The sequence below is a fragment of the Arthrobacter mangrovi genome (genome assembly GCF_026011795.1).
Classification (GTDB): Bacteria; Actinomycetota; Actinomycetes; order Actinomycetales; family Micrococcaceae; genus Crystallibacter; species Crystallibacter mangrovi.
The window spans coordinates 322,117-333,992 of the sequence record NZ_BRVS01000008.1 but is presented as its reverse complement, the minus strand read 5'-3'; the positions used below and the strand labels follow the sequence as shown (position 1 = coordinate 333,992).

The following is an 11,876-nucleotide window of genomic DNA, read 5'->3' as shown; positions in this document are numbered from 1 at the left end:
AGCCGGATCCGTGGTGCCGCAGGATCAGGCGACGCTGGTGCCGAACAGCAGGCCCAGCAGGTAGGTGGCAATGGCCGCGCCGATGCCGATCGCCAGCTGGCGGAGACCGCGCTTCGCCGGGGAGGAACCGGAGAGCAGGCCGACGACTCCGCCGGTGAACAGCAGTGCTACGCCCACCAGGCCCAGCGACACGACCAGTGCGGCCAGTCCTTCCATGCCGAAGATGTAGGGCAGGATCGGGACCAGCGCGCCGGTGGCGAAGAAGAGGAAGCTGGAGACGGCGGCGTTCCAGCCGGTGCCGATTTCCTGGTACTCGTTTTCATAGACGTCGGGCGTCTGGAGCGAAAGGCTGGGATCGCAGTCGCAGTCGAGGTAGCCCATCCGCTCGGCCGCCCGGTGCTCGGCCGCCTCCTGCGACATGCCGCGAGCCCTGTAGACGAGCACGAGTTCGTTGCCGTTCAGGTCGAGGTCCGGCGCCGCCGTCAGCGTGATCTGGGTGGGCTTGGTGGCGGCCAGCAGCTCGCGCTGTGAACGGACGGAAACGTACTCGCCGGCGCCCATGGACAGGGCTCCGGCAAGCAGGCCGGCGATGCCGCTGAACAGCACGAAGGAACTGGACACGCCGGTGGCGCCGATGCCCATGATCAGGGCCAGGTTGGAAACCAGGCCGTCGTTCGCCCCGAAGACTGCGGCGCGGAAGTTGCCGGAAATCCGGGCTCGGCCGCGCGTGGCCAGGCCGCGGACCACCTCTTCATGGATCAGTTCGTCCGCGGCCATGGCGTCCGTAGCAGCCGGCTCGGAGCTGTAGGGGGAGCGGCCCTCGGCGCGTTGGGCCAGGGCCATGACGAAAATGGAGCCGAAGCTGCGGGCCATGAAGCGCAGCAGGATCCGGCGGAACGACGGGCGGATGGGCTTGTCGGCGTGATCGCCCAGCAGGTCGCGCCAGTGCTGTTCGTGCCGGCCTTCGGCGTCCGCGAGTTCGAGCAGGATCTCGCGTTCTTCGCCGGTCCGGCGGCGGGCGAGCCCCCGATAGATCGCGGCTTCTGCCCGTTCGTCGGCAAGGTAGCGGCGCCATCGCTTAATGTCGGAGTTCGACGGCGGTGCCTGGGTGGGGTTGGGGAATCGTTCGGGGGAGGGGCTCGTGTCCACGGTGCTCCTGGTCATGGGCCGGAGACCTAGGGGCCTCCGGCCAGCTGGGCATCAACTGGCCGAAGGTCTCGCTCGCCCGGTCCTGCAAGTGCAGGCCGGGTGGACTGCCGGGCCGCAGATCACGGCCAGTATGTCGACAGCCCTCCGCGCCGGTCCGGAGCGGACGGCGGTGGAGCTACTCCCCTTCGCAGCCTCCATCATACCCGGCGAGACCTGTAGCGCACGATTCATATGGCCGCCGCTCACTGCCGTCCGCCGCTAGGATGAAGCCGTGCCAACGTCAGTTCCCCCCTCCGATCCCGCTCCCGACTCCGGCCGCAGCAAGTTCGCCGCAAAGCTCCTGCGGGGAGGCGCCGAGCCCGATCCGCGTTTCACCCTCGCCAACGAGCGCACCTTCCTGGCCTGGATCCGCACCTCGCTCGCGCTGCTCGCCGGCGGAATCGCCGTCGAGGCCTTCACCAGCGACCTGCTGGACCCGGAGATCCGCAAGACGACCGCCATCCTGCTGCTCGTGCTGGCGATGGTGATCGGCGCCGGGGCGTTCTTCCGCTGGCTGGGCGTGGAGCGGGCCATGCGGCAGAAAGAGCCGCTCCCGCTGCCCGTGCTTGCGCCGATCCTGGCCATCGGCGGGGCACTGGTCGGAGCGATCTTCGTCGTGTTCGTTGTGCTGCGGCCCGCCTGATGGCGCCCCGCAACCACATCCCGGCGCATCTGGATCCCGGCCTGCAGCCGGAGCGCACCTCTCTGGCCTGGGGCCGCACCACGCTGACCATGGTGGTCGCAGCGGCAATCTTCCTGCGCTGGACGCCGCACCACGGGCTGTTCACGGGCGTGCTCATCGCGCTGACGCTGCTGGCGGCCCTGGTCATCAACGGGACGCAGCGCGCCCGCTACCACCGCGCCGTCCACGGCATTGCGAACGAAACCATACACGCCGACGTCGTTGCCGTCCTGTTCACGTCCCTGACCGTGGTGGCCCTGGCCGCCTTGGGAATCTTCACCGTGGTTTTCCTGCCGGTTCCCGGATAGGCGCTCCAGGGGCTTAGCCGATCGAAGCTCCCGAAGCGCCTGCCGGTTCAGCGGCGGGTGAGCGCCTCGGCTCCCACGGCCGGCGCCTCTTGGGCCGCCGCGCCGGCAACGCGCCGGTCCCAGGCGGCCCGGACCGCCGGGTCGGTCGGGCGGGTGGCCAGCGAAACCGCGATGTAGCTGACCAGGGCGGCGGCAAGCCCGTAGTAGATCGGCTCGTTGGCGTAGACACCGTCGTACCGGTTCTCGGCATTGATTTCCAGCACAATCATGGTGGTGAGGGTGACGACGCTGCCGGCGGCCATCGAGACAGCGGCGCCCATGCCAGTTCCGCGCTTCCAGACCAGGCCGCCGAGGATCGCGATCAGCAGCCCGCCGACTAGGATGTCATAGGCAATGGTCAGCGCGGCCACGACGTCCTGCACGAGGATGGCCAGCAGGATGGACAGCGCGCCGAGCCCGAAGACCCACCAGCGGTTGCCGGCGACGTCGTGCTCGGCATGCTCGTGGTCGGCGTCGACCGTCTTGCCGAACCAGGACATCACGAACGGCACGACGTCCGCCTTCGCCACCGTGGCGGCGGCGATCAGCGTGCCGGAGGCGGTGGACATCATGGCGGCGACGGCCGCGGCGAGCACCACGCCGCCGACACCGAGCGGCAGGAGGTTCATCGCCACGTCGGCGTAGACATCGTCCGGCACCTCGATGTTGGGGATAACGACGGCGGCAGCCATGCCGATCAGGGCGCCCGCGGCGCCGTAGAGGATGCAGTAGGTTCCCGCGGCTGCCCCGCCCCACCGGGCGACCCGGGGCGTCCGCGCGGTGAACACCCGCTGCCAGATGTCCTGGCCGATCAGCAGGCCGAGCGTATAGACGACGAAGTACGTGATGATGGTCTGCACGCCGATGCCATCGATGGAGAAGAACTCGGCGTCCACCCGGCCCCGGATGCCCTCGATCCCTCCGGCGGAGGACCAGGTCAGCGGGAGCATGAGGAAGAAGACGCCGATGGTCTTGATGATGAACTGGGCCATGTCGGCGAGGGTGATGGACCACATGCCGCCCACAGTGGAGTAGATAAGCACGATCGTGCCGCCGACCAGGATGGACAGCCAGCGTTCCCATCCGAAGAGCACCACCATGATGGTGGCGTAGGCGCCGGTCGAGGTGGCGCAGAGCATCAGCGTGTAGGCGAGCATGACGATGCCGGAGAACTTCGTGGCGTGCACGCCGTAGCGCAGCGTCAGCATCTGCGCCACGGTGTAGATCCGCAGCTTCTGCAGCGTCGGCGCGAAAAGCAGGCTGAGCAGCAGGACGCCGGTGCCGATGGCCACCACCAGCCACATGCCGGAAATGCCGTACTGGTAACCGAGCCCGACGCCGCCCACGGTGGAGGCCCCGCCGAGGACGACGGCGGCCATCGTGCCCGTATAGAGCAGCGGGCCGAGGCGCCGGCCCGCGACGAGGAAGTCGCTGGTGTCCTTGGTGCGGGACTTGCCCCACCAGCCGAAGAGCAGCATTGCGGCCAGGTAGGCCACAACTATGGCGACGTTGATGACTTGACTGTTCATGGAAAACCTCGGGGAGGGAAGGGCCGGGTCGGAAGAATTGCCTACAGGGCAACAAGTGTTGAGTGATAGGCTAATTGTGGCGGGAGTCACCGTCAACCGCGCGGGTTGGCATGGCGCCCCGGGTGGCGGTGAACCGTTGAGTAGTTAAGCTCTAGTGAGCTTCCGTCGTGAAAGAGGACATCCGTGAAAGCACTGCCCGTCGAGCCCAGCAATGCCCCGGTCGCGATTGGCTCGCGCATCCGTGCTGCCCGCCAGGGCCAGCGCATGACCATTGAGCAGGTCGCCGAATCCACCGGCTTGACGAAAGGCTTCCTCAGCCGCGTGGAGCGCGACCTGACGTCGCCTTCGGTGGCTTCGCTGGTCACGCTCTGCCAGGTGCTGGGAATCTCGATCGGCGACCTGTTCACCATGCCCGAAACCCATCTCTCCCGTCGGGGCGAAGGGCCGCGGGTGAACCTCGGCGGCGAGGGCATCAAGGAAGAACTGCTCACGGCCCGGCATGAGCATCGCCTGCAGGTCATCCGCGCGACGATCGAGCCGCACGGCCGCGGCGAGGCTGAACTGTACTCCGTGGACTGCGACGTCGATGTCCTGCAGGTGATCTCGGGCCGCATCACCCTGATCTTCACATCCGAGCGCTACGAGCTCGACGCCGGCGACACCATCTCATTTCCCGGGCGGGAGCCGCACACCTGGGTCAACGAGAGCGGGGAGCCGGCGGTGGTCACCTGGACGCTCGTGCCGGCCGCCGCCCGCTAGCTGCGCAGGCACCGTTCTTCCTTGACTGAGACCCGGACCACAATTAGCGTACTGAAAAACACTTGATGCCTAATGGGCAACTTCTCGAGGAGACCATGATGGAAGAAGTCCGGATCGAAACCAACGGCAAGCTAGGCCCCATCGACTCTTCCCGCGTGCCGCGGTTCTCGGGCGCCGCGACCTTCGCGCGGCTGCCCCGGCTGGACCAAGTGGACCGGGCGGACGTCGCCCTGGTCGGAGTGCCCTTCGATGCCGGTGTTTCCTACCGCCCCGGCGCCCGCTTCGGATCCAACCATGTGCGGGAAGCGTCGCGGCTGCTGCGACCGTACAACCCGGCGTGGGACGTGAGCCCGTTCGAGGAGCTGCAGGTTGCGGACGCCGGAGACATGGCGGTCAATCCGTTCAATATCAACGAGGCCATCGAGACAGTCCAGCAAAACGCCCTGGACCTCACGGCGGGCGGCACCCGCCTGGTGACTCTCGGCGGCGACCACACCATCGCCCTGCCGCTGCTGCGCGCGGCCTCGGAGCGCGCGGGCGAGCCGGTAGCCATGCTGCATTTCGATGCCCACCTGGATACCTGGGACACGTACTTCGGAGCCGAGTACACCCACGGCACTCCATTCCGCCGCGCGGTCGAGGAGGGCATCCTGGACACCGAGGCGATCTGCCACGTCGGCACCCGCGGCCCGCTCTATGGCAAGAAGGACCTGGAGGACGACCGGCGCTTCGGCTTCGGCATCGTGACCAGCTCGGACGTCTACTATCAGGGCGTGGCTGAGGTCGTGGCGAAGCTGCGGGACCGGATCGGTGACAGGCCGCTCTACATCTCGGTCGACATCGATGTGCTGGACCCGGCCCATGCCCCGGGCACGGGGACCCCTGAGGCCGGCGGCATGACCAGCCGCGAGCTGCTCGAGATCATCCGCGGCTTCCGCGGGATGAACCTGGTCGGCGCGGACGTCGTCGAGGTCGCTCCGGCGTACGACCACGCCGAGATCACCGGCGTCGCCGCGAGCCATGTCGCCTTCGACCTGGTGACGCTGCTGGCCGCCAACGCCGCTGATCGGCAGGACGCCGGCGGGTCTGCCCGGACGGCGGACCTTAACGACGGCGGGGCCTCGGCGGGTGCCGAGGCCCACGGTGTGGTGCAGGACGGCTCACGTAAGCTGCACGGTGACCCGCTGGCCGGGAACGCCCTCGCACCGGAAGGACGGTGAGCCGCAGGTGACCGCGCAGCCCACCGCAGCTGCCGTCCGCAACGGCGGGGACCTCGTCGTCGAAACCCTCAGCGCGCTTGGGGCCACGACCGTCTTCGGGATCCCGGGGCAGCATGCGCTCGGGCTCTTCGATGCGCTCTCACGCTCCAGTCTGCGGTTCATCTCCTCCCGCGTGGAGAACAACTCGGCCTTCGCGGCGGACGGCTTCTCCCGCGCCACCGGCGAGGTCGGCGTGCTGTTCCTGTCTACCGGTCCCGGGGCGCTGACCTCGCTTGCCGGGCTCCAGGAAGCCTATGCCACCGGCGTGCCGATGGTGGTGGTCGCCAGCCAGATTCCGCTGGAGGGCCTGGGCGCGCGCCGCAAGGGCATGCTGCACCAGCTCGATGACCAGAAGGCGTCCGCGGCCAACGTCACCAAGAGCCAGCGGCTGATCCAGCATGCGTCCGGGATCCCCTCGGCCATCCAGGATGCGTGGACCGAGGCCATCTCCTCGCCGCAGGGGCCCGTCTGGATCGAAGTCCCGCAGAACGTGCTGCTGGATCCCGTGATGGTTCCGCCGGTGGAAGATGCGCTCGCGGAAGCCTTCGACAACCCGCCGCGGACCGAGCTGGTCAAGGAGGCGGTGAAGTGGCTCGCCGCGGCGCAGCGCCCGGCGATCATCGCCGGCGGCGGCGTCCGGCGCGGCAAGGCCGAACCGTGGCTGCTGTCCCTCGCGGAGAAGCTGCGGGCGCCAGTGGTCTGCTCGCCAGGCGGGAACGGCGCGTTCCCATGGCAGCACGAGCTCTCGCTGCAGTCCTGGGTGGAGGACCGGTACGTCACGGAGGTGCTCGAAGATGCCGACGTGCTCCTGGTGCTGGGCTCGTCGCTGGGCGAGGTGACCAGCAACTACTTCACGCTGGAGCCGCGCGGCCGGATCATCCAGGTGGACGCCGAGCCGCGGGTGCTGGAGTCCAACCGGCCCGCGCTCGGCATCCGGGCGGATGCGGGACAGGCACTGGTGGCGCTGGACAGTTCCCTCGACGCGGTGCTGGGTGCCGGGGCCAACGTCCCCGATTGGCACGGCAAGACCCCGGAGCAGCTGGTCAAGGAGACCCTCACCAAGGTCCAGGAGCGGCTCGACGGCCAGGACCTGGGGAGGGAACGGGCGTTCATGGCGGACATTCGTGCGGCCGTTCCGGACAGCATGCAGACGTTTTGGGACATGACCATCTCGGCCTACTGGGCCTGGAGCTGCTGGGACTCGCGCCAGGGGCAGTTCCATTCGGCGCAGGGGGCCGGCGGGCTCGGTTTCGGATTTCCTGGGGCGATCGGCGGCTCGGTGGGCCTCGAGTCCAAGGGGCTCCCCGCACGCGTACTGGCTGTCTCCGGCGACGGCTCCGCGATGTATTCGATCAGCGAGCTCGCCACCGTACGGCAGCACAATCTGCCGGTCACCTGGCTGATTGTCGACGACGGCGGGTACGGCATCCTGCGCGAGTACATGCAGGACGCCTTCGGGCAGGCCACCGCAACGGAGCTGGCGCGGCCGGACTTCGTCAGGCTCGCCGAATCGTTCTCGGTGCCGGCCAGGCGGGTGCGGCCCGAAGATATCCGGCAGGCGTTGGAGGAAAGCCTCACCGCGGAGGGGCCGAACGTCGTCGTTGTCGAAACCACCCTGAAGATGTTCGCCCCCACCCACCTGGCCACCTGAGCGACCGCCTCGATGGGGAGGGCTCCCCATCGAGGCCGCCCGGCATTCGGATAGACTGCGGAGGGCGCCGCACTCGCATCGCGCCTGATCACACGCACTTTTATTCCGGGGGAATCTGTGTCCAGCCAGTTTGAATCACCGTCCGCCAATCCGCAGGGTACCGCCGCGCAGGGGGACGGGCAGCCGCAGCATGCGGCAGCCCAACCGGGCGGAGTTTACGCCCAGCCGTACAGCCAGAACGCACCGCAGGGCTCGCCCTACACCGCGTACCCGGGCCAGCCCGGCTTCGGCTACGGCCAGGCTCCCAAACCCAAGAGCGGGCTGGCGATCACCGCGCTGGTGCTCGGTATCGTCGCGATCGTCTTCGGCGTCATTCCCGGCATCGGCTTCATCAGCTTCCTGCTGGGCCCGCTGGCCGTAATTTTCGGCATCATCGCCCTGGTCAAGAAACAGAAGAAGGGCATGTCCATCACCGGAATCGTCCTTGGCGCGCTGGGTGCCGTCATCGCGGGCATCATCACGGCGCTCATCGCGGTCGCCGTGAGCCAAGCGGTCGGTGAACACACGGTGCAGTACAAGGTGACTGCGGACGGTCCCGCCACCGTCGTCTACAGCGACGGGCTGGAACCGGTGCAGGAGGAAATCACCGGCGATTGGGAGCAGGAGCTGACGTTCACCGGGCTCCCCGGGGCGGCGCTGTCCGTTGTCTCCGAGGGCAACGTCAGCTGCGAAGTCATCATGGACGGCGAGTCGGTAGCCACCGACTCCGGCGCCGGCCAGGCCGAGTGCGTCAGCGGGCAGGCCCAGCTGTAATCCCGCGCTTCTGCTCTCTGCAGCGGCCCCTCCCCTTGCCCAGGGGAGGGGCCGCTGCCATGCGGCCGCCTGGAACTCCCCGCGGCCGAGGGTGGCCTTGCGGCCGGCCGCGGCCGGACGGCGCCCCTTCGGCTCAGCCTAGGAAGCCGACCAGCCGTTCCTCCAATTCCTGCAGGTCCGAGCTCTTCTTGAACTCGCACTCCCAGACGGTCAGGACGGTCCAGCCGGCCTGTTGCAGTTGCTCCCGCTGCGCGGCATCCCGTGACGCTGTCCGCTCCCGCTTCGCGGACCAGAAATCCGCGTTGGACTTCGGCGCGTGCTGGCCGGCCCGGCAATCGTGCGAGTGCCAGAAGCACCCGTTGACGAAGATGACTTTGCGCCGGCCGGCGAACACGAGGTCAGGCTTGCCCGGCAGCGTCCGTCCGGCCGCGGAGCCGTGGAGCCGGAAGCGGTACCCGCGCGCATGCAGCAGTCGGCGGACCAGCAGCTCCGGCTTGGTGTTCTTGCCCCTGATCCGCGACATATTGGCGCTCCGCTGCTCGGGAGTGAGCTTGTCGGCCATGACTCCAGTTTAGGTTGGGCGGCGGGGCCTCTGCCGCTTCCCCTAACTCACTATGAAGATAGGGAAGGGAGGCTAGAATCGTGCTTGCCCCCTCGCTTTCGGACGAAGCGGCGGGCGTGCCGGCGTCCGCGGCCCCGCAGGGAGGCCCGGAAGAAGGGAGCTATCGCGACATGGCTGGACAGACCACACATCGCGGCGCGGAGCGCGCCCTGCTCGAAGATTTCTCCCTTGAGATGACCGGCAAGGACGTGGCCGGCCTGGAGGAAGCGGCCGCATCGATCCCTCCCGGCACGAGAGTCAACGTCACCTTCCTGGGCAATGAGGACCTGCCGATGCGCGTCGGCGCAGCCGCGGCGGTCAGGCGGCTCGGCTTCGTCCCCGTGCCGCACATATCCGCCCGCCGCCTGGGTTCCCAAGCCGAGCTGGAGGAATTCCTCGGTGCCTTGGCGGCCGAGGCCGCCGTGGAAGACGCATTCGTGGTCGCCGGTGATCCGGCTGAACCGATGGGCCCCTACGACGACTCGCTGGCCTTGATCGGCAGCGGCCTGCTTGGCCGATACGGAATCCGGCAGGTAGGCATCAGCGGCTACCCGGAGGGCCATCCGGAGATTGACAGCGCCCGGCTGTGGACCGTGTTGCTGCAGAAGTGCGCGGCCCTGCAGGCGCAGAACCTGCAGCCGACGATCATCACGCAATTCGGATTCGACGTCGATCCGGTGCTGGACTGGCTCGCAGACCTGCGGCGCCGAGGCGTCGATGCGCCGGTGCGGATCGGCGTACCGGGGCCTGCCGGCGTGAAGCGGCTGCTCGCCTTTGCCCGCCGGTTCGGCGTGGCGTCCTCGGCGGGCATCGTCCACAAGTACGGTTTCTCCCTGGCCAACCTGCTGGGCACGGCAGGTCCGGACAGGTTCGTTGGTGAGCTTGCCCGGCGGCTGGATGCAGCGGACCACGGCCCAGTGCAGTTGCACTTCTACACTTTCGGCGGACTCAAGGCAACGGCGGAATGGGTTCGGAAGGCGGCGGCAGCGTGAGCAGGAAGCGAAATCCCGGCGCCGGGATCTGGACCGTGGTCCACGACGAGCGGACTGCCTTGGTCCGCGACCTGGAGGCCCTGCCAGCCGACAAATGGGCCACCCCTTCGTTGTGCCCCGGCTGGGACGTGCACGATGTCCTGGCCCATCTAGTCGATGACGCGAAGACCACGCGGCTCGGATTCGTCCGCCGGTTTATCGCCGCCGGCTTCGACTTCGATCGTTGCAACGCCCAAGGGGTCGCCCGTGAGCGCGCGAAGGATCCGTTCGGTACCTTGGACGCCTTCCGTGCGGCGGTCCGGCGGACTACGAGCGCGCCGGCGCCGCCGGCGACCCGGCTCGTGGAAGTCTTTGTCCACGGCGAGGACATCCGCCGGCCGCTTGGCCTGGCCCGCAGCTATCCTGCCAGCCACGTGGCATCTGCGCTCGCCTACCAGGCGGCCACCAGTATGAAGCTCGGCGGCGGCAAGGAACGGACCGAAGGACTCCGGCTCGAAGCCACCGACACGGAATTCGGTACCGGTGCCGGCAAGCTCGTGCGGGGGACCGCCTCCGCCCTGCTGCTGGCGGTGTCGGGCCGACCCTTGGACACGCACGAACTTGCCGGCCCGGGAACCGCAGCCCTGCTGGCCTGAGGGGTCAGTGGCGGTTGCCGGTGCGCCAGCCGCCGCGATAATCCTGCCGCGCCGCCGCCGCGTACGGCACCGGACTGACGACGGCCCTGACCTCGAACTGCCGGTGAGGCTCGACCGTCGTCTTGCGCGTACCGCCGTCCGGCTCGCCCCAGATCACCTTGAGTTCGGTGCCTTCGGGGACGTCGGCGTCCACGGTCGCCAGCGAGAGGGCGCGCTTCTCGTTGGCGCTGTAGCCGGTGAACATCGACAGGCCGACGGTCGTTCCGCCTGCATCCACCACGGCGTCGTAGTTGGATGATCCGTAATTGGCCAGCGGCAGGTCGAAGTACTTGTACGGGGTTCCGCTGGTGTCGAAGAGCGAGGCGAAGATCTTTGCGACGTCCTCGGGATTCCAAGCCAGCGTCACCTTCTTGCGCTGGGAAGCAGGATCGATCCGTTCGAGGGCCTCGCGGCCGATGAAATCGTGGTCGAATTTCACGAACGGGCCGTAGCCCAGCGCCCACGGCGTCAGGTAATAGTCCTCGATGTCCTCCGACACGAAGCTGCCGGCGACGGCGTTGGTGGCTTCATAGCTGTCCGCGCCGAGCCACTCGCGGTACGGCCGCAGTTCGTCGCCGGTGTAGATGGCCGGGAGCGGCGACGGAATCCAGCCGGATTCCAGAGTATTGGAGGGGTAAGCCCGCGAGCCCACGGCGAGCATTCCGAACTCCTGTCCGGCCTCCAGAATGGCATCGCGGGTCCGGTCGTAGGTCTCGTAGGGACCCCACAGCTCCAGGCCCGGGGCGCCGGCCATTCCGTGGCGGAGCGTGTGGACCTGTGAACCGGCCGCATTCATGCGGTCCATGGTGAAGAACTTCAGCTGCTCCACAGGACCGCCATTGACTTTCTCGATAATCTGCCACGCGTTAGGGCCCTGGATCTGGAACCGCCAGTACTTGCGTTTCACAGGCTGGCCCATCGGGTGCGACGGAGAGCGGCGGTCGACGACGATTTCCACATCGTAGCCACCCGTCTCTCCGTGGAAGAGCAGCCAGTTGGCGGCCGGCGCCCGGCCCACATAGACGTACTCGTCCTCCGCCTCGTGGAACAGGATGCCGTCGCCGATCACGTGGCCGGACGGCGTCGTCGGCACATACTGCTTCGCCTTATTGACCGGGAAACTGGCCACGGAGTTGATCGCGGTGTCCGAGATCAGCCTGAGCGCATCCGGACCCTTGATGAACAGGTTGTCCATATGGTGTGACTGGTCATAGAGCACGGCCGTCTCGCGCCAGGCCCGCTGCTCGCTGCGCCAATTGGTGAATTCGGGGGCGACGACGGGGTAGATGTAGGCGCCGATCTGCGAGTTGCGCAGCAGGTCGACGGTGTTGCCGGCCTGGTCCAGGACATCCTGCAGATTCTTGGCGGTCATCGGGTCGGT

Annotated in this window: 12 protein-coding genes; 8 read left to right on the top strand and 4 right to left on the bottom strand. The window is 68.0% G+C overall.

Going from position 1 to position 11,876, the window contains the following annotated elements; genetic code table 11:
• Positions 1-24: 24 nt before the first annotated feature.
• Entirely contained in the window at positions 25-1,164 is a 1,140-nt protein-coding gene (locus AHIS1636_RS11155) for a VIT1/CCC1 transporter family protein (RefSeq protein WP_264795881.1), read from the bottom strand.
• A gap of 256 nt (positions 1,165-1,420) precedes the next feature.
• On the opposite strand from AHIS1636_RS11155, the gene AHIS1636_RS11150 reads away from it, so the two are divergent.
• Both AHIS1636_RS11150 and AHIS1636_RS11145 read left to right on the top strand, forming a co-directional pair.
• Positions 1,421-1,831 (top strand): YidH family protein, encoded by a 411-nt coding sequence (locus tag AHIS1636_RS11150; RefSeq protein ID WP_264795880.1) that lies wholly within the window; start codon positions 1,421-1,423, stop codon positions 1,829-1,831.
• Positions 1,831-2,178 carry a DUF202 domain-containing protein gene (locus AHIS1636_RS11145; RefSeq protein WP_264795879.1) on the top strand — a complete coding sequence of 116 codons (348 nt, stop codon included), beginning with the start codon at positions 1,831-1,833 and terminating at the stop codon, positions 2,176-2,178. Before AHIS1636_RS11150 ends, AHIS1636_RS11145 begins: the two co-directional genes overlap by 1 nt.
• A gap of 47 nt (positions 2,179-2,225) precedes the next feature.
• On the opposite strand, the gene AHIS1636_RS11140 is transcribed toward AHIS1636_RS11145, so the two are convergent.
• Positions 2,226-3,746 (bottom strand): sodium:solute symporter family protein, encoded by a 1,521-nt coding sequence (locus tag AHIS1636_RS11140; RefSeq protein ID WP_264795878.1) that lies wholly within the window; start codon positions 3,744-3,746, stop codon positions 2,226-2,228.
• A gap of 183 nt (positions 3,747-3,929) precedes the next feature.
• Here AHIS1636_RS11140 and AHIS1636_RS11135 point away from each other — a divergent pair, with 183 nt between their 5' ends.
• The 4 genes from AHIS1636_RS11135 (at position 3,930) to AHIS1636_RS11120 (ending at position 8,228) form a co-directional block, all read left to right on the top strand.
• Positions 3,930-4,505, top strand: coding sequence for a helix-turn-helix domain-containing protein (locus AHIS1636_RS11135; protein WP_264795877.1), 576 nt, complete (start codon positions 3,930-3,932; stop codon positions 4,503-4,505).
• Positions 4,506-4,603: 98 nt separating this feature from the next.
• On the top strand, positions 4,604-5,725 hold the full coding sequence (speB, locus tag AHIS1636_RS11130; protein WP_264795922.1) for an agmatinase: 1,122 nt from the start codon (positions 4,604-4,606) through the stop codon (positions 5,723-5,725).
• Positions 5,726-5,732: 7 nt separating this feature from the next.
• Positions 5,733-7,415 (top strand): thiamine pyrophosphate-binding protein, encoded by a 1,683-nt coding sequence (locus tag AHIS1636_RS11125; protein WP_264795876.1) that lies wholly within the window; start codon positions 5,733-5,735, stop codon positions 7,413-7,415.
• Between the two features lie 117 nt (positions 7,416-7,532).
• Complete coding sequence (locus AHIS1636_RS11120; RefSeq protein ID WP_264795875.1) at positions 7,533-8,228, top strand: DUF4190 domain-containing protein; 696 nt, start codon at positions 7,533-7,535, stop codon at positions 8,226-8,228.
• 133 nt (positions 8,229-8,361) lie between these two features.
• Here the strand turns inward: AHIS1636_RS11120 and AHIS1636_RS11115 are convergent, their stop codons facing one another.
• On the bottom strand, positions 8,362-8,790 hold the full coding sequence (locus tag AHIS1636_RS11115) for a very short patch repair endonuclease (RefSeq protein WP_264795874.1): 429 nt from the start codon (positions 8,788-8,790) through the stop codon (positions 8,362-8,364).
• A gap of 170 nt (positions 8,791-8,960) precedes the next feature.
• On the opposite strand from AHIS1636_RS11115, the gene AHIS1636_RS11110 reads away from it, so the two are divergent.
• On the top strand, positions 8,961-9,821 hold the full coding sequence (locus AHIS1636_RS11110; protein WP_264795873.1) for a methylenetetrahydrofolate reductase: 861 nt from the start codon (positions 8,961-8,963) through the stop codon (positions 9,819-9,821).
• A complete protein-coding gene (locus AHIS1636_RS11105; protein WP_264795872.1) occupies positions 9,818-10,456 on the top strand; it encodes a maleylpyruvate isomerase family mycothiol-dependent enzyme in 639 nt (212 codons plus the stop codon). The genes AHIS1636_RS11110 and AHIS1636_RS11105 overlap by 4 nt, the downstream gene beginning before the upstream one ends.
• Positions 10,457-10,460: 4 nt before the next feature.
• Here the strand turns inward: AHIS1636_RS11105 and ligM are convergent, their stop codons facing one another.
• On the bottom strand, positions 10,461-11,867 hold the full coding sequence (gene ligM, locus AHIS1636_RS11100; protein ID WP_264795921.1) for a vanillate/3-O-methylgallate O-demethylase: 1,407 nt from the start codon (positions 11,865-11,867) through the stop codon (positions 10,461-10,463).
• Between the last annotated feature and the right edge of the window lie 9 nt (positions 11,868-11,876).

Bases quoted from the DNA above. Each gene is read 5' to 3' on its own strand.
- AHIS1636_RS11155 (WP_264795881.1), bottom strand. From the start codon at position 1,164: ATGACCAGGAGCACCGTGGACACGAGCCCCTCCCCCGAACGATTCCCC.
- AHIS1636_RS11145 (WP_264795879.1), top strand. From the start codon at position 1,831: ATGGCGCCCCGCAACCACATCCCGGCGCATCTGGATCCCGGCCTGCAG.
- AHIS1636_RS11140 (WP_264795878.1), bottom strand. From the start codon at position 3,746: ATGAACAGTCAAGTCATCAACGTCGCCATAGTTGTGGCCTACCTGGCC.
- speB (WP_264795922.1), top strand. From the start codon at position 4,604: ATGGAAGAAGTCCGGATCGAAACCAACGGCAAGCTAGGCCCCATCGAC.
- AHIS1636_RS11115 (WP_264795874.1), bottom strand. From the start codon at position 8,790: ATGGCCGACAAGCTCACTCCCGAGCAGCGGAGCGCCAATATGTCGCGG.
- AHIS1636_RS11110 (WP_264795873.1), top strand. From the start codon at position 8,961: ATGGCTGGACAGACCACACATCGCGGCGCGGAGCGCGCCCTGCTCGAA.
- ligM (WP_264795921.1), bottom strand. From the start codon at position 11,867: ATGACCGCCAAGAATCTGCAGGATGTCCTGGACCAGGCCGGCAACACC.